Annotated in this window: 17 protein-coding genes; 12 read left to right on the top strand and 5 right to left on the bottom strand. The window is 72.0% G+C overall.

From position 1 onward, the window contains the following. Positions 1-3 precede the first annotated feature (3 nt). Both ABZV06_RS20280 and dapB read left to right on the top strand, forming a co-directional pair. Positions 4-1,401: a pitrilysin family protein gene (locus ABZV06_RS20280; protein ID WP_355245911.1), complete on the top strand. Its 1,398-nt coding sequence runs from the start codon at positions 4-6 to the stop codon at positions 1,399-1,401. Positions 1,402-1,461: 60 nt separating this feature from the next. Next, positions 1,462-2,214, top strand: coding sequence for a 4-hydroxy-tetrahydrodipicolinate reductase (dapB, locus tag ABZV06_RS20275; RefSeq protein WP_355623315.1), 753 nt, complete (start codon positions 1,462-1,464; stop codon positions 2,212-2,214). Between the two features lie 191 nt (positions 2,215-2,405). Here the strand turns inward: dapB and ABZV06_RS20270 are convergent, their stop codons facing one another. Next, on the bottom strand, positions 2,406-4,508 hold the full coding sequence (locus ABZV06_RS20270) for a glycogen debranching N-terminal domain-containing protein (protein WP_355623312.1): 2,103 nt from the start codon (positions 4,506-4,508) through the stop codon (positions 2,406-2,408). A gap of 145 nt (positions 4,509-4,653) precedes the next feature. On the opposite strand from ABZV06_RS20270, the gene ABZV06_RS20265 reads away from it, so the two are divergent. The 4 genes from ABZV06_RS20265 (at position 4,654) to ABZV06_RS20250 (ending at position 8,997) form a co-directional block, all read left to right on the top strand. After that, positions 4,654-5,640 carry a substrate-binding domain-containing protein gene (locus ABZV06_RS20265; protein ID WP_355623309.1) on the top strand — a complete coding sequence of 329 codons (987 nt, stop codon included), beginning with the start codon at positions 4,654-4,656 and terminating at the stop codon, positions 5,638-5,640. A gap of 26 nt (positions 5,641-5,666) precedes the next feature. Continuing rightward, positions 5,667-6,917 carry an extracellular solute-binding protein gene (locus ABZV06_RS20260; protein ID WP_355623306.1) on the top strand — a complete coding sequence of 417 codons (1,251 nt, stop codon included), beginning with the start codon at positions 5,667-5,669 and terminating at the stop codon, positions 6,915-6,917. 72 nt (positions 6,918-6,989) lie between these two features. Then, positions 6,990-8,111 carry a sugar ABC transporter permease gene (locus ABZV06_RS20255; RefSeq protein WP_355245926.1) on the top strand — a complete coding sequence of 374 codons (1,122 nt, stop codon included), beginning with the start codon at positions 6,990-6,992 and terminating at the stop codon, positions 8,109-8,111. 1 nt (position 8,112) lies between these two features. Then, positions 8,113-8,997 carry a carbohydrate ABC transporter permease gene (locus tag ABZV06_RS20250; protein ID WP_355245929.1) on the top strand — a complete coding sequence of 295 codons (885 nt, stop codon included), beginning with the start codon at positions 8,113-8,115 and terminating at the stop codon, positions 8,995-8,997. Between the two features lie 37 nt (positions 8,998-9,034). Here the strand turns inward: ABZV06_RS20250 and ABZV06_RS20245 are convergent, their stop codons facing one another. Further along, a complete protein-coding gene (locus ABZV06_RS20245; RefSeq protein WP_355623303.1) occupies positions 9,035-9,610 on the bottom strand; it encodes a GNAT family N-acetyltransferase in 576 nt (191 codons plus the stop codon). Between the two features lie 36 nt (positions 9,611-9,646). On the opposite strand from ABZV06_RS20245, the gene ABZV06_RS20240 reads away from it, so the two are divergent. Continuing rightward, on the top strand, positions 9,647-10,921 hold the full coding sequence (locus tag ABZV06_RS20240; protein ID WP_355623300.1) for a glycosyltransferase 87 family protein: 1,275 nt from the start codon (positions 9,647-9,649) through the stop codon (positions 10,919-10,921). On the opposite strand, the gene ABZV06_RS20235 is transcribed toward ABZV06_RS20240, so the two are convergent. Beyond that, positions 10,820-11,371 (bottom strand): GNAT family N-acetyltransferase, encoded by a 552-nt coding sequence (locus ABZV06_RS20235; protein ID WP_355245936.1) that lies wholly within the window; start codon positions 11,369-11,371, stop codon positions 10,820-10,822. The two genes, ABZV06_RS20240 and ABZV06_RS20235, sit on opposite strands and share 102 nt — an antisense overlap. Before the next feature lie 80 nt (positions 11,372-11,451). Between ABZV06_RS20235 and ABZV06_RS20230 the strand changes: the two genes are divergently transcribed. The 5 genes from ABZV06_RS20230 (at position 11,452) to ABZV06_RS20210 (ending at position 16,855) form a co-directional block, all read left to right on the top strand. Continuing rightward, the gene (locus ABZV06_RS20230; protein ID WP_355623298.1) at positions 11,452-12,681 is read left to right on the top strand and encodes a crosslink repair DNA glycosylase YcaQ family protein; all 1,230 of its coding nucleotides are present in this window, start codon (positions 11,452-11,454) and stop codon (positions 12,679-12,681) included. A gap of 64 nt (positions 12,682-12,745) precedes the next feature. After that, the gene (locus ABZV06_RS20225; RefSeq protein WP_355623366.1) at positions 12,746-13,267 is read left to right on the top strand and encodes a DUF2752 domain-containing protein; all 522 of its coding nucleotides are present in this window, start codon (positions 12,746-12,748) and stop codon (positions 13,265-13,267) included. Positions 13,268-13,399: 132 nt separating this feature from the next. After that, positions 13,400-14,140 carry an FAD-dependent thymidylate synthase gene (gene thyX / locus ABZV06_RS20220; protein WP_355245997.1) on the top strand — a complete coding sequence of 247 codons (741 nt, stop codon included), beginning with the start codon at positions 13,400-13,402 and terminating at the stop codon, positions 14,138-14,140. 47 nt (positions 14,141-14,187) lie between these two features. Then, entirely contained in the window at positions 14,188-15,114 is a 927-nt protein-coding gene (dapA, locus tag ABZV06_RS20215) for a 4-hydroxy-tetrahydrodipicolinate synthase (RefSeq protein WP_355245942.1), read from the top strand. Between the two features lie 52 nt (positions 15,115-15,166). After that, the gene (locus ABZV06_RS20210) at positions 15,167-16,855 is read left to right on the top strand and encodes a ribonuclease J (protein WP_355245945.1); all 1,689 of its coding nucleotides are present in this window, start codon (positions 15,167-15,169) and stop codon (positions 16,853-16,855) included. Positions 16,856-16,901: 46 nt separating this feature from the next. On the opposite strand, the gene ABZV06_RS20205 is transcribed toward ABZV06_RS20210, so the two are convergent. Both ABZV06_RS20205 and ABZV06_RS20200 read right to left on the bottom strand, forming a co-directional pair. Beyond that, complete coding sequence (locus ABZV06_RS20205; RefSeq protein WP_355623295.1) at positions 16,902-18,473, bottom strand: YbjN domain-containing protein; 1,572 nt, start codon at positions 18,471-18,473, stop codon at positions 16,902-16,904. After that, entirely contained in the window at positions 18,470-18,940 is a 471-nt protein-coding gene (locus ABZV06_RS20200) for a YbjN domain-containing protein (RefSeq protein WP_355623293.1), read from the bottom strand. Before ABZV06_RS20200 ends, ABZV06_RS20205 begins: the two co-directional genes overlap by 4 nt. Positions 18,941-18,999 lie beyond the last annotated feature (59 nt).

Raw genomic sequence — 18,999 nt, 5'->3', positions numbered from 1 at the left:
CACGTGAGTCGGGCCTTCAGTGCGCCGTTTCCACCGGATCGACGGGGGGTGGCACCGTCTCGGGACACCGCGGCGGTCCGCTCCGGCGGCACCGCCCGCGCGGTTACCCGGACGCTGAGCGACGACCCGCTGGGCGGCACGGTACGACGTACCGTGCTGCCCAGCGGTCTGCGCGTGCTCACCGAGGCGATCCCGACGATGCGCAGCGTCTCCTTCGGCATCTGGGTGGCGGTGGGCTCGCGGGACGAGACCCGTCCGCAGGCCGGTGCCGCGCACTTCCTGGAGCACCTGCTCTTCAAGGGCACCCACAAGCGGACCGCGCTGGAGATCTCGTCGCAGATCGAGGCGGTCGGTGGCGAGACGAACGCCTTCACCACGAAGGAATACACCTGCTACTACGCCCGGGTGCTGGACGAGGACCTGCCGCTGGCGATCGACGTGATGTGCGACCTGGTCGCCGACTCCCTGTTGGAGCCGGCCGACGTGGAGACCGAGCGTGGCGTGATCCTGGAGGAGATCGCCATGCACGACGACGAGCCCGGTGACGAGGTGCACGACCTCTTCGCCCGCGCGGTCTACGGCGACCACCCGCTGGGTCGACTGATCTCCGGCACCGAGGAGACCGTCACGCCGATGACCCGCCGGCAGATCCAGGCCTTCTACCGGGGTCGCTACACGGCGCCGCAGATCGTCATCGCCGCCGCCGGCAACCTCGACCACGCCGCGGTGATCAAGCTGGTCCGCCAGGCCGTGCGCGGCACGCCGTTGGACAGCGACCCGGCCGCGCCGGCCGCACACCGCGCGTCCACCCCGGCGGTACGCACCAAGCCGGCCACCACCCTGGTGGAGCCGAAGGAGACCGAGCAGGCGCACGTCCTGCTGGGCTGCCCCGGCATCGACCGCACCGACGACCGGCGCTTCGCCCTCGGTGTGCTCAACAACGTGCTCGGCGGCGGCATGTCGAGCCGCCTCTTTCAGGAGATCCGCGAGCAGCGCGGCCTGGCGTACTCGGTCTACTCCTACGCCAGCCAGTACGCCGACAGCGGCCTGTTCGCCGTCTACGCCGGCTGCGCCCCGGGCAAGGTGGACGAGGTGCTGGCCCTGACCCGCGCCGAGCTGGCCCGGGTGGCCGCCGACGGGTTGACCGAGGCCGAGGTGGCCCGGGGCAAGGGCATGAGCAAGGGCTCGTTCGTGCTCGGCCTCGAGGACACCGGTTCACGGATGAGCCGACTGGCCAAGGGGGAGCTGCTCTACGGCGACCTGATGCCGGTGGACGAGCTGCTCCGCCGGGTCGACGAGGTCAGCGTCGCGGACGTGAACAGCCTCGCCGCCGAGCTGCTGAGCCGGCCGATGTCGCTGGCCGTGGTCGGCCCGTTCGGCGAGGGCGACTTCGCCGGCTGAGACCCGTCGGGATCTGTACCGGCCGGAAGGGCACGTCCCGATTGGGATAGGTTGTGCCCCGTGACTGACGAGCAGGGGAAGACCCGGGTCGGCGTTTTCGGTGCCCGTGGTCGGATGGGCGTCGAGGTCTGCAAGGCCGTCGACGCGGCTGACGATCTCGACCTGGCCGCCGCGGTCGACCAGGGCGACGGCCTCGACGCCGCGTCCGCCGCTCAGGTGGTCGTCGACTTCACCACGCCGGACGTGGTCATGGACAACCTCGAGTGGGCCATCGGCCAGGGCATCAACGCGGTCGTGGGCACCACCGGCTTCACCGAGCAGCGGTTGGAGCAGGTGCGCGGCTGGCTGGCCGACAAGCCGGAGGTCGGCGTGGTCATCGCCCCGAACTTCGGCATCGGCGCGGTGCTGATGATGCAGTTCGCCGCGCGGGCCGCCCGGCACTTCGAGTCCGTCGAGATCATCGAGCAGCACCACCCGCGCAAGCTGGACGCCCCGAGCGGCACCGCCACGCACACCGCCCGGCAGATCGCCCAGGCTCGCGCCGAGGCCGGCCTCGGCCCGGTTCCGGACGCGACGAAGGACGAGGTACCGGGCGCGCGGGGCGCCGACATCGACGGGGTACGCGTCCACGCCGTACGCGCCACCGGCCTCGTCGCCCACCAGGAGGTGCTCTTCGGCACCACCGGTGAGACGTTGACGATCCGGCACGACTCGTACGACCGGGCGTCCTTCATGCCCGGAGTGCTGCTGGCCGTCCGCGCGGTGCGCAACCGCCCCGGCCTGACCATCGGCCTGGACCCCCTCCTCGCCTAACGGCCTCAACAACCGCCACACCCCCACCCCACCCCACCCCGCCACCACACCCCACACCCCACCCCAACCCCGCCGATCTTGCACTTTCGGTGGGGACATAAGCATGCGTCCCGTACATATCGACAGCAGAAAGTGCAAGATCGGCGGGGGCGGGGGCGGGGGCGGGGGCGAGGGCGAGGGTGAGGGCGGGGTTATCTCGGGAGGGGGGTTTTGGGGTTGCGTTGGGTGGGGAGGGTTGGGGTCAGGGGGGTGGGGAGGCCTTTCACCTGGGCGTTTCCGGTTTGGTTGACGGTGACACTCACCGGTGTGCCGGCTACGCGGAGGTTTTCCACGTGCAGCGCGCCGAGTTCGGGGCCGGCCAGCGGCGTCAGCCGGACCGTGCCGCCCGGCACGTCCGGGTAGAGGCCCGTCGCGGCCTGAAGGAGCAGGACCGCACCGGCCGCGGCCCATGCCTGCGGACGGCAGGCCGCCGGATACGGCACCGGGCGGCTCAGCAGGGTCCGGTCGTCGCCGCCGTACAGCTCCGGCATCCGGTAGTCGAACGCCTCCGCCGCCGAGAGCAGTCCCTCGGCCAGGCCGAGGGCGGCCTCGGAGTGCCCGCCTCGGGCCAGGCCGGCGAGCACGATCGCGGTGTCGTGAGTCCAGATCGAACCGCAGTGGTACGACAGCGGGCTGAAGCCGGCGTCGTCGGTGGACATCGTCCGTAGTCCGAAACCGCCGGCCAGCGTGTCCGTGGTGAGCAGGCGGGCGATCTGTCCCTCCTCGTCGGCGTCGAGCAGGCCGGTGCCGAGCAGGTGCCCGATGTTGCTGGTCAACGAGTCGACGGGGCGCTTGTCCCGGTCGAGGGCCAGCGCGGGCTGCGGGCCGTACGGGCCGTCGACCCAGAAGTTGTCCCGGAACCGGCGGGCGAGGCCGGCGGCGTGTTCGCGCCAGCGGTCCCCGTCCGGGCGACCGAAGGCGTCCAGGAGTGCGGCGCCGTTCACCGCCGCCTCGTGCGCGTACCCCTGGACCTCGGCCAGCACGATCGGGGCGGTGGCCAATGAACCGTCGTGGAAGCGTACGGCGTCGCCGGAGTCCTTCCAGCCCTGGTTGGACAGTCCGTGGCCGGTGGTGTCGACGTACTCGACCAGGCCGTCGCCGTCCGGGTCGGCGTGCTCGCCGAGCCAGCGCAGCGCGGCCTGAAGGTGCGGCAGCAGCGGCTCGACCTGCTCGGCCGGCAGGCCCCAACGCCACGCGTCGTGCAGCAGGTTGACCCAGAGCATGGTGGCGTCGACGGTGCCGTAGTAGGCCGGCGGCAGCCGAAGCCCGTCGTCGGGCAGCGCGAACTCATGCCGCCGCAGCTCGTGCAGGATCTTGCCGGGGGCCTCCCCGGTGGCCGGGTCGACGTGGGTGCCCTGGCGGCGAGCGAGTACGCGCAGGGTGCCGGCGGCCAGGTCGGTGCCGAGCGGCAGCATCATCCGGGCGGCCCAGAGGCTGTCCCGGCCGAACAGGGTGAGGAACCAGGGCACGCCGGCGCCGAGGAAGACGTCCCCGGGTGCGCCGGTCTCGGCCAGGCGTAGGCCACGCAGGTCGTCCAGGCTGCGGTCGAGGAGTCGGACCAGCCGCCGGTCGTCGGCGGTCACCTCCGGCCGGGACCACTCCGGTTCGCCGGCCGGGCCGACCACCACGGCGCGCGGGTCCGCGACGGTCAACTGCCAGCGCAGCACCGTCTCGCCTCGTGGAGGCAGCTCGATCGGCCAGGTCAGTCGGGGCGCGGCGGCCCGCTCGCCGGTGGCGAGGACGTCGGCGTCCGGGGCGCTGACGGTGACGGTGGTCCCCTCGGCAGTCCAGGTGAGCACGCCTGGTTGGCCGGTCTTCGCCTCCAGCGGCGCGGCGACTCCGCCGGACTTGACCACCTCGATGGGTGCCAGGTCGCAGGCGAGGTCGACGCTGACGGTGGCCCGTACGCCGATCGTGGCGGTGGAGACGATCCGCAGCTCCTCGGTGAGGCCGTTGCGGGTGGCCCGGCGGGAGCGGTCGACACGCACGGTGGGGTCGGGCGTGGGGTCGCCGAGCCAGCGGGCCAGGCCCACGAAGCGGGCGCCGTGCGGGCCGTCCTCGCCGTGGGTCAGCCCCTCCAACTCCTGGTCGTCCACGCGCAGCTCGGCCCGGGAGAGCACGCGCGCGTCGGCGTGGAAGACCCCCTGGACACCGGTCGGGCGGATCTGCCCGGTCGCGTCCCCCAGCGCGCTGGTGGGGGCGAGCACCACCCCCACCAACTCGTGCAGAAGGGGTTGCAGCTGGCGTTCGATCACGGTGCGGCTCCAGATCCTCAGGGTGCGGGGCGGACGTCTTGACAACGCGCCCCCGGCGGTGCAAAGTGCGAAACATTCCAGAAACTTGAACGATCTAATCCTGCACTATCCGAATTGGATCGTTCAAGACGGCGAGAGGGATAAAGTGCCCGAGAAGGTAACCATCGCGACGGTGGCCCGGCACGCCCGAGTGAGCCGCCAAACGGTCTCCAACGTGCTCAACTCTCCCCACATCGTGCGGCAGGAGACCCGCCAGCGGGTCGAGGACGCCATCACCGCGCTCGGCTACCGGGCCAATCAGGCCGCCCGGCAGATGCGCACCGGCCGGTCCCGACTCATCGCCGCCCGGATCGAACCGACCCGCGACGGCATCAACGGCTCGGTGCTCGACCGCTTCCTGCACGGCCTCACCGAGACCGCCGACGCCGCCGGCTACCGGGTGCTGCTCTACACCGCCCCCGACGACGAGCGGGAGATCGCCACCTACGACGACCTGCTCGGCACGTACGAGCTGGACGCGTTCGTGCTGGTCGGCACCAAGTACGGCGACCCACGTACCGCCTGGCTGGCCGAGCGGGAGGTGCCCTTCGTGACGTTCGGTCGTCCGTGGGACGCGCTCGACGCGCACCCCTGGGTCGACGTGGACGGTGCGGCCGGCACCGCCGCGGCCACCCGCCACCTGCTGGACGCCGGGCACCGGCGGATCGCGTTCATCGGTTGGCCGGCCGGCTCCGGTGTCGGCGACGACCGGCGCGCCGGCTGGCACGACACGTTGCACGCCGCCGGCGTCGACCCGTCGGGGCTGCACCGGGAGACCGAGGACAGCGTCAGCGAGGGGGAACGTCTCATGCGTGACCTGCTCGCCGCCGAGGCGCCGACCGCCGTGGTGTGCGCCAGCGACTCGCTCGCCCTCGGCGCGCTCCAGGCGATCCGCGACCTCGACCCGCCGGTCTCGGTGATCGGCTTCGACGACACGCCGGTGGCCGCCGCGATCGGCCTGGCCAGCGTCAGCCAACCACTCGGCGAGGCCGCCGCCCGCTGCGTGGACCTGCTCACCGGTGTCCTCGACGGCAACCAGACGCCCACCCCCGTGCTGCTCGCGCCCTCACTGGCACTGCGGCACACCGCGTAACCCCACCCCCTCACCAGGAGAAACCCATGGCACCCAGAACCCTCAGCCGGGCAGCGGTCGCCGGCCTCGCCGCCGTCGCACTGCTCGGCTCCGCGGCCTGCGGCAGCGGCTTCGACGACTCCTCTGGCGACGCCGCCCAGTCCAGCGGCCCGGCGAGCCTGCAGATCCTCATCGGCTCCTCGGGCGACGCCGAGACCAAGGCCGTGCAGGACGCCGCCGCCACATGGGCCAGCAGCTCCGGCAACACCGCGACGGTCACCCCGGCGCAGGACCTCACCCAGCAGCTCGGCCAGGCCCTCGCCGGCGGCACCCCGCCGGACGTCTTCTACGTCGACGCGGCCCGCTTCGCCGACTACGCCAGCGTTGGCGCGCTGGAGCCGTACGGCGACAAGATCTCGGACAAGGGCGACTTCTACGAGAGCCTGCGGATGACGTTCAGCTACGACGGCAAGCTCTACTGCGCGCCCAAGGACTTCTCCACCCTGGCCCTGCAGATCAACACCGACCTCTGGGCGAAGGCCGGGCTGACCGACGCCGACGTGCCGACCACCTGGGAACAGCTCACGGCGACCGCCCAGAAGATCAAGGCGAAGGGGCAGGTCGCCCTGGCGCTCGGCGACACCCGGGACCGGATCGGCGCCTTCCTGGTGCAGAACGGTGGCTGGCTGATGAGCGAGGACGGCAAGCAGCCGACCGCCGACAGCGCGAAGAACCTGGCGGCCCTGGAGTACGTCAAGACCCTGCTCACCTCCGGTCTGGCGAAGTACCCGAAGCAGCTCGACTCGGGCTGGTCGGGTGAGGCGTTCGGCAAGGGCAAGGCCGTGATGACGATCGAGGGCAACTGGATCAAGGGCGCCATGCAGAACGACTTCCCGAACGTGAAGTACAAGGTGGTGCCGCTGCCGGCCGGCCCGAGTGGTCAGGGCACCCTCTCGTTCACCCAGTGCTGGGGCATCGCGGCGAAGAGCAAGTACAAGGACCAGGCGATCAAGTTCGTCGAGGCGATGACCGCCGGTGAGCAGCAGTTGACGTTCGCCAAGGCGGTCGGTGTCATGCCGTCGCGGCAGTCGGTGCGCGACCAGTACATCGCCGCCTCCCCGGGCGACAAGGTCTTCATCGACGGTGCCGCGTACGCCCAGGGTCCGGTCAACGCTCCGAAGATGGACAGCGTCCTCAAGGACCTGGACACCGGTCTGCAGGGCCTCGCCAACGGTGACCCGAAGGCCGTTCTGCAGAACTTCGACAAGAACGCCAAGGCGGCGCTCGGCGGCAGCTGAGGTGACGGTGGGGGCCCCGACGACGAGCGGGGCCCCTCGCACCGTCGGCCCGAGGAAAGGAAGGGAGGGAAGATGGCAACCGAGACACTGACCGCCGCGGCCACCGCGCCCGGTGCGGCTCCCCGCCGCCGCCGTGGTGGCATCCGCGGCAACGAGAACGTCGCCGGCTGGCTGTTCGTCGCACCGGTGATCGTCATCCTGGGGCTGTTCCTGCTGCTGCCGATCCTGATGGCGCTCTGGGTCAGCCTCACCGACTGGAACGGTCAGGGCAGCCCGTTCACCGGCGACGTCCCGTTCGTCGGCGGCCGCAACTACACCCAGTTGTTCACCGAGGACGGGCTGGCTCGCCGTGACTTCATGACGAGCATCCGCAACACCATCTACTACGTGGCGATCGTCGTGCCGGCGCAGACCGTGCTCGCGCTGGGGCTGGCGCTTGTCGTCAACAACCGGATGCTCAGGGGCAAGAGCTTCTTCCGCAGCGCCTTCTACTTCCCCTCGGTCACCAGCTCGGTCGCGATCAGCGTGGTGTTCCTGTTCCTGTTCGCCAACTCGGGCGCGGTGAACGCGCTGCTCGGCTTCGTCGGGATCGACGGACCCGAGTGGTTCGCCGACTCGCGGGGCGTACTGCACCTGCTGTTCGGCGCGGTCGGCGTCGACACGCCCCCGACGGCGCTCACCGACGGCGGCCCGTTCGGGCTGAGCTGGTGGGACTGGCTGGCCGGCCCGAGTGTGGCGATGACCTCGATCATCACGCTGGTCGTCTGGACGACCTCCGGCACGTTCATGCTGATGTTCCTGGCCGGGCTCCAGAACGTCCCGGTGACGCTGGACGAGGCGAGCACCCTCGACGGCGCGTCCCGCTGGCAGCGGTTCCGCTACGTCACCCTGCCGATGATCAGGCCCACCACCTTCCTGGTGCTCACCCTCGGCCTGATCGGCTCCTGGCAGGTCTTCGACCAGGTGTACGTCATGAGTCAGGGTGACCCGGCCAAGACAACCCTCACTCCGGCGTACCTGTCGTACCGGACCGCCTTCCGGGACTTCGACTACGGCTCCGGGGCGGCGATCTCCTTCGTGCTGTTCCTGATCATCATCGTGCTCACGCTGGTCCAGCGCCGTGCGCTGGCCGAGCGGGACAGTGACCGGCCGCGCCGCGGCTGGCGGCGTCGGCGCGTACCGGAGAGGTCCTGAGATGGCCGTGCTCACCGACCGCCCGGCGAGGCCCGCGCGCGGCGACCGACGCGGCGCCCGCACGCTGGCCACCCGCCTTCTGGGGTACGCGACGCTGGTGTTCTTCGGGTTGGTGTTCCTCTACCCGTTCGTCATCCAGATCGCCAGCTCGCTCAAGACCGAGCCCGACGCGGCGGCCAACCCGCTCTCGCCGTTCCCGGACCCCCTCACCCTGGCCGGCTTCGAGCGGATCTTCGCGGGCACCAACTTCCCCCTCTGGCTGGGCAACTCGCTGCTGGTGACCGTGCTGGTCACCGCGGGGCGGGTGTTCTTCGACTCGCTCGCCGGGTACGCCCTGGCCCGGCTGCGGTTCCGCGGGCGCGGCGGCCTGTTCGCGGCGGTCATCGCGGTGATGGCCGTCCCCGGAGTGGTCCTGCTCATCCCGAAGTTCCTGGTGCTCAACCAGCTCGGCATCTACAACAGCTACGCCGGCCTCGTGGTGCCGCTGCTGGCCGACGCGGCGGGTGTGTTCATCATGAAGCAGTTCTTCGAGTCGATCCCGGTGAGCGTCGAGGAGGCCGCCCGCATCGACGGGGCGAGCATCTTCCGCACCTTCTGGTCGGTGGTGCTGCCGATGGCGAAACCGGCGCTGATCACCCTGACCATCCTGTCGTTCCAGGGCTCCTGGAACGAGTTCCCGCACAGCCTCGTGTCGGTGCAGGACCCGGACCTGTTCACCCTGCCGCGCGGCCTCGCCGACCTGGTCAGCGGCTCACTGGGCAGCGGCACCCAGTACCCGCTCAAACTGGGCGCGGCGCTGCTCGCCACCATCCCGGTGGCGATCATCTTCGTGGTGTTCCAGCGCTACTTCGTCCGCGACGCCAACGACGGTTCGGACAAGGGCTGACCGTGCCGGTGCGGCGGCCCTGAGCCGCCGCACCGGTTCACTCGCTCTTCTCGGCCGGTACGGCCACGTGCAGGCGCACCTGAGGCACCAGCATGTCGTCGACGTCCAGCGCCCGAGCCGCGCCGTCGGGCTCCCAACCGGTGCTGGTGAGGAACTTGCGGGTCGCCTCGTCGCCGTCGAACGCCCAGGCCACCGCCCGACTCATCCCGTCCTCGCGCCACAGGTCGACGGTCGCGGCGAGCAGCCGGCTGCCGTGCCCGCGCCGACCCCAGCGCGGCTCGACCAGCAGGTCGGTCACCGCCGCCACGTCCGGGCCGAGCGCGTCGGCCGGCTCACCCGGCGCGAGCGCCTCGCCGTCGGCCGGACCGGAGGCGGCGAACCCCACCAGATACGATTGCTCGGCCTGTTCGACGGCGACCAGCACCCGGTGCGCGCCCGAGGGCGGCTCCAGCACCGCGGCGCTCCACCGCCGGGCGAGGAACGCCTCGTCCAGGTTGTCGAGCACGTGCCGGGGCAGGATCCGGCGGTACGCGACCCGCCAGGTCGCGAGCTGGATGCGTGCGATCTCGCCGGCGTCCTCGGGACGCGCCGGGCGGACGTACCCGAGAGCCATGGGACGGAAGCCTACTCAAGGGCCAGGGAGGCGACGGTGGCGCAGGGTGCCAGCAGGACGACCGCGCAGGTCGTCGGGGTGGTGGTGCTCGCCGCGGCGGTCGCCGCGTTCCTCGCCGTCGCCGCGGTACGGCACGGCTTCTTCGACCTGAAGGTCTACTACGGCGCGTTGACGTGGTGGGTGCACGACGGCGGCGAGATCTACGACTACCTCAAGCCCGGCACCCAGTACGGCTTCACCTACCCGCCGTTCGCCGCGCTGGTCATGCTCCCGATGGCGTACCTGCCGTGGACGGCCGCGATCGTGGTGAGCGTGCTCGCCAGCGTGGCCACCACCACGGTGCTGATCTGGTGGTTCGTCGACCCGATCGCCCGGCGGGCCGGGTGGACCCGCTGGTTCGCTCTCGCCGTCGCCCTCTGCCTCGCCGCCGCGTTCGAGCCGATGCGCGAGACGATCAACTTCGGTCAGGTCAACACCCTGCTGCTCTTCCTGGTCGCGGTGGACCTGCTGTGGCTGCTGCCGGCCGGCAACCGCTGGGCCGGCGTGGGCATCGGCCTGGCCACCGCGATCAAGCTGACCCCGGGCATCTTCATCGTCTACCTGCTCGTCACCGGGCGGTGGCGGGCGGCGCTCACCGCAAGCGGCGCGGCCGCCGGAGTGTCCGTGCTGGCCGGTGCGCTCTTCCCGGACGCCTCCCGGGAGTTCTGGACCGAGGCGCTGTGGAACACCGGGCGGGTCGGCGAGCTGGCGTTCGTCTCCAACCAGTCGCTGCGCGGGGTGGTCGCCCGCCTCGACCCGCAGCACCCGAGCACCCTGCTCTGGCTGCTGCTGGTGCTCGGCACCCTGGCGCTCTGGGTCTGGCGGTCCCGCTCGGCCGTGGCGGCCGGCGACGAGGCGACCGGCCTGGCCCTGACCGGCGCGGTGATGTGCCTGGTCAGCCCGGTCACCTGGGTGCACCACCTGGTCTGGCTGCTGCCCGCGCTGATCCTGCTGGTCGACAACGCGATGGCCGCGCCGGCCGGCCGCCGTCGGCGCGGCCTGCTGACCGCCGCGATCATCGGGTACGTCCTGCTGATCAGCCGGACCGTCTGGTTCTGGGAGAAGGACTTCACCGGCGTCGACGGCTTCCTGGGCAGCAACGCGTACGTCTGGATCAGTCTGGCCCTGTTGGCCTTCCTGCCGGTCCGCCGGTGGCTGACGCCGGGCGGGTCACTCGTCGAGGCGTCCGGCGTACCGCACCTCGACGAGCCCGACCGGCCCGCGCCCGCCGGCGAGCGGCACCTGGTAGGTCGACCGCTCACCGTCCGGTGACAGGCCGGCCCGTTCGTAGAACCGGCGGGCCCGCCCGTTGTCGGCCAGCACCCACAGCCGGTAGCCGGTCCAGCCCCGCTCACTGAGGCCGGCACGGGCGGCCGCGAGCAGCGCGGTGGCCGTCCCGTCGCCCCAGAACGCCGGCTCGACGTAGAGCGCCAGCAGCTCGCCCACGCTCGGGTCCAGGTCGTCACGGTCCTGGTTGCGGCGGTACGGCCCGAACGTCGTGAAGCCGACGGCCAGTCCGTCGACCTCGCCGAGGAGAGTGGTGAACGGGTGCTCCGGGTCGGCGGTGCCCACGTCCCGACGGCGCTGCGCCCAGGCCGACACGTTGAGCCGCCCGAGCACCTCGTCCGGCATGACACCGGCGTAACCCGACTGCCAGCCGTGCACGTGCACCCGGGCGATCGCCTCGGCGTCGTCCGGCTCCTCCCGGCGGATGGTCAGCATTGCACCGTTCTATGCCCCGATGACGGTCGGAGTCCAGCTTCCCGCACCGGCGTCGTACCGATGATTTATCGTCGCCGACGATGGCCGCACCGGAATCACTCTCGCTCGCCCAGGCCCGGCGGGTGGCGCTCGCCGCCCAGGGCTTCGCCGACCCGCCGCCGACCGGCGTGCCCACCCGCCGGCACCTGCGCCGTGTCCTCGACCGGGTCGCCCTGATCCAGATGGACTCGGTCAACGTGCTGCAACGGGCGCACTACCTGCCGCTCTACAGCCGGCTCGGCCCGTACCCGACGACCCTGCTCGACCAGGCCGCCTACCGCCGTCCGCGCGACCTGTTCGAGTACTGGGGCCACGAGGCGTCCCTCGTGCCGGTCGGGTTGCACCCGCTGCTGCGCTGGCGGATGGCCCGGGCACACAGCGAGGCCTGGGGCGGCATGCGGCGCATCGCCCAGGAGCAGCCGGACCTGGTGGCCTGGGTACGCGACGAGGTGGCCGCCCGGGGCCCGTTGACCGCCGCCGAGATCGAGCACGACGCGCCCCGGCAGACCGGCAACTGGGGGTGGAACTGGTCGGCGGTCAAGCAGGCGCTGGAGTACCTGTTCTGGGCTGGCGAGGTGACCGCCGCCGAGCGGAGCACCTCGTTCGCCCGCCGGTACGACCTGCCCGAGCGGGTGCTCCCGGCGTCCGTGCTGGCCGCGCCCACACCGACCGACGCCGAGGCGTACCGCGGTCTCGTGGCCCTGGCGGCGCGGTCGCTCGGGGTGGCCGCCGAACCGGAGCTTCGCGACTACTTCCGGCTGCCGGTCGCGGGCGCTCGCCAGGCGGTCGCCGAGCTGGCCGAGGCCGGTGAGCTGGTGCCGGTCACCGTCGCGGGCTGGCGGCAGCCGGCGTGGCTGCACGCGTCCGCCCGGCTGCCCCGATGGGTTCGGGGCAGCACACTGGTCAGCCCGTTCGACCCGCTGATCTGGGAACGTGCCCGCACCGAGCGGCTGTTCGACTTCAGCTACCGGATCGAGATCTACGTACCGGCCCCGCAGCGGGTGTACGGCTACTACGTGCTGCCGTTCCTCCAGGGCGACCGGTTCACCGCCCGGGTCGACCTGAAGGCCGACCGCAAGGCCGGGGTGCTGCTGGTGCCGGCCGCCTGGCTCGAGCCCGGTGCCGACGCGGGGGAGACCGCCGTGGCGCTGGCCGCCGAGTTGTACCGGCTCGCCGGCTGGCTCGGGCTGGACGCGGTCGCGCCACCCACCGCCGGTGACCTGGCCGGTCCGCTCACGGCCACCCTGGCGAGCGTGTCGGGTGTACCGTGAACGCGTGACGAGCGCTCCCGGACCGGTCGACCAGTCACCGCCCGCCGCCGGTGCCGTCCAGACGGTGCCCACCGCCGGCGCCGACCAGAACGGCTGGCCGGCAGGCCCGCCCGGTGGTCACCACTATCCGGCGCCCGAGCCCGACCGTCTGACCCGTCTCGTCCTGCGGATCCACGAGCGTTCGCCGCGCTGGGCCGTCCCACTGGCCGCGGTCGGCTGCGTCGGGCTCGGCATGGCCTACGCCCTGCTGAGCAACCCGACCCACGCCGACCCGGACGCCGCGCCCACCTGCATCCTCAAGCTGACCACCGGGTTCGACTGTCCGGGCTGCGGCGGCACCCGAGCGCTCTGGTACGTGCTGCACGCCGATCTGCCGGCCGCCGCCCGACACCACTTCCTGTTCGTCTTCTCGCTGCCCTTCCTGGCGTACCTCTTCGTGGCGTGGGCAGGCAACCAGGCGTTCGGCTGGCGGCTGCCCGAGCTGCGGATCAGCCCCAAGGTGATCGGCGGCTTCATGGGCGCGTGGCTGGCGTTCACGGTGATACGTAACCTGCCCTGGGCGCCCTTCACCTCGCTCTACGTCTGACCGCGCCGCTTCGTCCGAGGGAGACCCACGGATCGGCGGAGCTCCGGCACGGCTGTCGAGATCTTGAACACCAACGGCCCCCGGTGATTCGGCAAGGGGCCGCCGGCCACTACAGTCCCAGGAATGCCGGAGATGGTGCAGCCCCAGGTCAAGTTGATCGCGTGGACCCAGTTCGCGGCCCCGGACGACGTGCCGTGGTCGACCGACGCCGAGGGCGGCCAGGCGCTCGCCGAGTTCGCCGGTCGGGCCTGCTACCAGTCGTGGAAGAAGCCGAACCCCGCGACGGCCACCAACGCCGGCTACCTCGCGCACATCCTCGAGGTGGGTCACCTGAGCGTGCTGGAGCACGGCTCGGTCACCTTCTACTTCACCGGGGTGTCCCGCTCCTTCACCCATGAGCTGATCCGACACCGGCACTTCTCGTACTCCCAGCTCTCCCAGCGGTACGTCCCGGAGCGGGACGCGGCAATGGTCGAGCCGGCGGTCATCGCCGACGACCCGGAGCTGCACAAGAAGTTCGTCGAGGCCGCCGAGGCGAGCGTGCGGGCGTACACCGAGTTGTTGGAGGGTCTGGAACAGCGTTTCTCCGACGAGCCGAACCCGACGCTGCGCCGCAAGCAGGCCCGGCAGGCCGCGCGCGCGGTGCTGCCGAACGCCACCGAGACCCGGATCGTGGTCTCCGGTAACTACCGGGCCTGGCGGCACTTCGTCGCGATGCGGGCCACCGAGCACGCCGACGTGGAGATCCGCGAGCTGGCCGTGGAGTGCCTGCGTCAGCTCCAGGGAGTCGCCCCGAACGTGTTCGCCGACTTCGTGATCTCCACGCTTGCGGACGGCACCGAGGTGGCCGCCAGCCCGCACGAGGCGTCCTGAGCCCTTCCCCGGCGGGCTCCGGCTGGTCGTCCGCTAGGTTGGAGGGTATGACGCAGGACCACCCCGACGCCGCAGCCCGGCCGGTGTCCCGCCCCTTCGGGCGGGTGCTCACGGCCATGGTGAGCCCGTTCACCCCCGACGGCTCACTCGACCTCGACGGCGCCGCCCGACTGGCGAGCCACCTGGTCGACGAACAGGGCAACGACGCGCTGGTGGTCAACGGCACCACAGGTGAGTCGCCGACCACCACCGACGCGGAGAAGGAACGCCTGATCCGGACGGTGGTCGAGGCTGTCGGTGACCGGGCCCGGGTCGTGGCCGGTGTCGGCACCAACGACACCCGGCACACCATCGAGCTGGCCGCCGCCGCCGAGAAGGCCGGTGCGCACGGCCTGTTGGTGGTCACCCCGTACTACAACAAGCCGCCGCAGAGCGGTCTGCTGCGGCACTTCACCGCCGTGGCCGACGCCAGCGGACTGCCGGTGATGCTGTACGACATCCCGCACCGCTCCGGCGTGCCGATCGACACCGAGACCCTGGTCCGGCTCGCCGACCACGGCCGCATCGTCGCGGTCAAGGACGCCAAGGGCGATCTGATCGCCACCAGCTGGGTGACCAGCCGGACCGGCCTCGCCTACTACAGCGGCGAGGACGCGCTCACCCTGCCGGCGTTGGCCGTCGGATGTGTGGGCGTGGTCGGCACCTCCACGCACTTCACCGGGGCGCTGACCGCACAGATGATCGAGGCGTACGACACGGGGGACATGCCCACCGCGCTGGCCCTGCACCGGCGGCTGCTGCCGCTGTTCACCGGTATCTTCCGTACCCAGGGCACCATCCTGGTGAAGGCCGGCCTGGCATCGCTGGGCCTGCCGGCCGGCCCGGTGCGACCCCCGCTCGTGGATGCCACCGACGACGAGATCGCCCAGCTGCGCGCGGACTTCGCCGCAGCGGGCCTGGAGCTACCCAAATGATCGAACGACACGACGGGCACCGGGTGACGGCGTCCCAGATTGAGGTGGACGCGTGACCGAGGCGCACATCGAGGCGGAACTACCCCCGCCGCTGCCGGAAGGTGGCCTGCGGATCATCCCGCTCGGCGGGCTCGGCGCCATCGGCCGGAACATGACCGTCTTCGAGTACGACGGCAAGTTGCTGATCGTCGACTGCGGGGTGCTCTTCCCCGACGTCGAGCAGCCGGGCGTGGACCTGATCCTGCCCGACTTCGGGCCGATCCTGGACCGGCTGGCCGACGTACAGGCGATCGTGCTCACCCACGGCCACGAGGACCACATCGGCGCGGTGCCGTACCTGCTGGCCCACAAGCCCGACATCCCGCTGGTCGGCTCCCAGTTCACCCTCGCCCTCGTCGAGGCGAAGCTGGCCGAGCGGCGCATCCAGCCGTACACGCTGACCGTGCGCGAGGGTGGCCGGGAGCGGCTCGGGCCGTTCGAGTGCGAGTTCTTCGCGGTCAACCACTCGATCCCGGACGCCCTCGCGGTGGCCATCCGTACCCCGGCCGGCCTGGTGCTGCACACCGGCGACTTCAAGATGGACCAGCTTCCGCTGGACGGTCGGATCACCGACCTGGCCGGCTTCGCGCGGCTCGGCGCCGAGGGTGTCGACCTGCTGCTGTCCGACTCGACCAACGCGGAGATCCCCGGCTTCGTCACCCCGGAGCGGGAAATCGGGCCGGTACTCGACTCGATCTTCGCGAAGGCCAAGGGCCGGATCATCGTGGCCTCGTTCGCCTCGCACGTCCACCGGGTGCAGCAGGTCTTCGACTCCGCCGCGGAGCACGGCCGCAAGGTCGCGCTGATCGGCCGGTCCATGGTCCGCAACATGGGCATCGCCCGTGACCTGGGCCTGCTCAACATCCCGGCCGGGCTGGTCATCAGCATCGACGAGGCGACCACGCTGCCGCCGGATGAGATCGTGCTGATGTCCACCGGTTCCCAGGGTGAGCCGATGAGCGCGCTGGGCCGGATGGCCAGCGGCGACCACCGGCACATCACCATCGCCCCCGGCGACACCGTCGTGCTGGCGTCGTCGCTGGTGCCGGGCAACGAGACCTCGGTCTACCGGGTGATCAACCGGCTCGCCCGGGCCGGCGCGGTGGTCGTGCACAAGGACGTGGCCAAGGTGCACGTCTCCGGGCACGCCCCCGCCGGGGAACTGCTCTACCTGCTCAACGTGGTCCGGCCCAGCAACCTGATGCCCGTACACGGCGAGTGGCGTCACCTGCGCGCCCACGCCCGGCTCGGCATCGAATCCGGGGTCGCCGCCGACCGGGTGGTGATCTGCGAGGACGGCGACGTGGTCGACCTGGTCGAGGGCCGCGCCAGCCTCGTCGGGCACGTGAAGAGCCGGTACGTCTACGTCGACGGCCTCGCCGTCGGCGACGTCAGCGAGTCGCTGCTCACCGAGCGGCGCATCCTCGGTGACGGCGGGTTCATCGCCACCACCGTTGTCGTCGACTCGGTCACCGGCAAGGTGGTTGCCGGTCCCACGCTGTCCGCGAAGGGCTTCTCCGAGGACCCGGAGGCGTTCAACCCGGTGATCCCCCTGGTCACCGAGGCGCTGAACCGGGCCGCCTCGGACGGCATCACCGACCCGCACCAGCTCCAGCAGATCGTCCGCCGGACCGTGGGGCGGTGGGTCAACGACGCGTACCGGCGGCGGCCCATGATCGTGCCCACCGTCGTCGAGGTCTGAGCCCGTCGCGCTGACGCCGGTCCACCCCAGCGGGGTGGGCCGGCGATCAGGGCAGCGCGGCGACCGCCTCGGCGTAGGCGACGCCGGTGGCGATGGCAGCGTCGACAAGCACCGTGACCTGCTCAGGGGCGACCCCGTACGCCAGGTCGGTGGCCACGTCACCGGCCAGCAACAGCTCCGCGCCGAGGTCGTGCGCGTACGCCTTGGGCAGCAGCCGGTCGTGGTTCCAGGCGTTGCAGAAGGCGTACACCTCGGCGCGACGGGTGGCCGGGAGCCGGCGGGCGGCCATGGCGCGGGCGTGCAGCACCTCACCGCGTTCGCCGGTCCGCCGGAACTGGATCACCACCTCGCCCCACCGGCCGACCACTGTGGCGCCCTCGTCGACGACGTACCCGTCCCCGCGTCGGTCCAACGCGGCGGTGATCATGTCGATGGTCAGCGTCGCCAGTTCGTGCCCGTCGGTGTCGTCGTCGGTGGGCTCGTCGTCGGTGGGCTCGTCGTCCGTGGGCAGGGGCACCGGAGCCGCCGTGGGGCGTTCGGCCAGCCAGGCGGCCACCCGGCCCAGGTGGTGTCCGGAGCCGTTCCGGGCGTCGAAGCTGCCAGCCAACTCGTTGGCGATCGCGAGCAGGAGGGCACCGAGGGTGGCGACGTCCAGGTCGGTGGCCGGTCGCCCGCCGTAGGCCGGTCGGGGCACCCTGCGTACGCCGAGACCGGCCTCGACGGCCAGCGCACAGACCAGCGCGCCGGCGGCGGCGAACTCCATCGCGGCGAGGTCGTCGGTGGGCTGGTCCAGTCGGGGCAGCTGCTCGGCCAGGATGGCCAGTCCGCGGTCCAGGTGGCCGCCCAGGGCGCAGAATCGCAGGTGCGCGGCGAGGTACGGGAACGCCCCCCGTTCGTGCCGGTGCCGCCGGTACGCCCGGACGTGCGCCGCAGCAGCCCGTTCCGGCTCGCCGAGGCGCAGCTCGGGCAGCAGCCCGGCCACGAGCGCCCGCTCGGGCTGGTCCGTGCAGTTCGCCGCGTCGTCGGCGGCCTCGGCCAGCTCGGCCAGCGCGGCCCGCCACTCACCCCAGCCGGCGAGCAGCTCCGCACGACGGGCCGGGGCGCAGCCCGGACACCCACCGGACGGCCCGCCGGTCGTGCCGGCCCACCGCTGGTACCAGTGCCGGGCGGTGGGTTCGTCGCCCAGGTGGTCGGCCACCCGGCACCGTAGTTCGGCAACGGTCGGCGCGTCGGGACCGTCCGCCCCGACCCGGTGGGCCAGGTCGTCCAGGAGGGACCGGGTCTGGTCCAGGCCCACCCGGGGAGTGCCGAGCAGCGCCTCGACGGCGTACCGCTGAAGGCGCAGCAGGAGCTGGCCCTCCTCGTCGGTGAGCAGTTCGGGCCGGTAGTCGGCGGCGGCGCGGCACCGGCGTACCGGTTCGACCAGACGCCACCGCTCGCCGTGCAGCAGGTACGCCTCGATGAGCGCGAACCGGGCGTCCAGAGCGGACCGGAGGTCCCCGGCGGCGTCGGCCCGCTCGGCGAGGCGTTCGAGGACGAGCAGCCGGTCCGGACCGTCGGGTAGGTCCCGTGCGTCGGCGAGCGCGTTCGACAGCGCCGGATCGCGGTGCACGGTCATGCCGGCACCGCGCCGGGCAGCCGACCGACGGCGACGGCGAGCTGGCAGCCGGTCGTGATGCCACAGTCGAGCAGGTGGTCGAGCTGGTGCGGCGTGACGCCGCGTTCCAGGTCGGTGATCACCTCGCCGTGCACACGGGCCCGACCGGCGTCGTCGACGTGCACGAACGCCTTGGGCCAGAGCCGGTCGTGGTTCCACGCGTTGCAGAAGGCGTACAGGGCGGGCACCTGCTCGATCCCGAAGGTGGGCGCGACCATCGTCCGGACCTGGAGCATCTCGCCGGACGCGCCGAGGCGCAGGAACCAGATCAGGTTGTCGTCGAAGCGGCCCACGAGGTCACCATCGGGTGCGCGGCCGACCGGCCGGCCGCGCGCGGCGAGCACCGCCGCGACCAGTTCGCCGGTCAGCGGGCGTAACGCACCCGGGGGCCCGGCCAGCGGATCGTCCTCGAGTCCCGGCGACGCCATCGGGCATCCCTTCTGAGGCGGATATCACGACCGGCGGCGGGGTCCGTGCTGCGACGCGC

The organism is Micromonospora sp. NPDC005172 (assembly GCF_040608555.1).
Lineage (GTDB): Bacteria > Actinomycetota > Actinomycetes > Mycobacteriales > Micromonosporaceae > Micromonospora.
This window is presented reverse-complemented; position numbering and strand designations above follow the sequence as displayed.

What these genes read in the sequence shown, in the direction of transcription:
- ABZV06_RS20260 (WP_355623306.1), top strand. Translation starts at nt 5,667, where the DNA reads ATGGCACCCAGAACCCTCAGCCGGGCAGCGGTCGCCGGCCTCGCCGCC.
- thyX (WP_355245997.1), top strand. Translation starts at nt 13,400, where the DNA reads ATGGTGCAGCCCCAGGTCAAGTTGATCGCGTGGACCCAGTTCGCGGCC.
- ABZV06_RS20235 (WP_355245936.1), bottom strand. Translation starts at nt 11,371, where the DNA reads ATGCTGACCATCCGCCGGGAGGAGCCGGACGACGCCGAGGCGATCGCC.
- ABZV06_RS20230 (WP_355623298.1), top strand. Translation starts at nt 11,452, where the DNA reads ATGGCCGCACCGGAATCACTCTCGCTCGCCCAGGCCCGGCGGGTGGCG.
- ABZV06_RS20245 (WP_355623303.1), bottom strand. Translation starts at nt 9,610, where the DNA reads ATGGCTCTCGGGTACGTCCGCCCGGCGCGTCCCGAGGACGCCGGCGAG.
- ABZV06_RS20255 (WP_355245926.1), top strand. Translation starts at nt 6,990, where the DNA reads ATGGCAACCGAGACACTGACCGCCGCGGCCACCGCGCCCGGTGCGGCT.
- dapA (WP_355245942.1), top strand. Translation starts at nt 14,188, where the DNA reads ATGACGCAGGACCACCCCGACGCCGCAGCCCGGCCGGTGTCCCGCCCC.
- ABZV06_RS20205 (WP_355623295.1), bottom strand. Translation starts at nt 18,473, where the DNA reads ATGACCGTGCACCGCGATCCGGCGCTGTCGAACGCGCTCGCCGACGCA.
- ABZV06_RS20250 (WP_355245929.1), top strand. Translation starts at nt 8,113, where the DNA reads ATGGCCGTGCTCACCGACCGCCCGGCGAGGCCCGCGCGCGGCGACCGA.
- ABZV06_RS20200 (WP_355623293.1), bottom strand. Translation starts at nt 18,940, where the DNA reads ATGGCGTCGCCGGGACTCGAGGACGATCCGCTGGCCGGGCCCCCGGGT.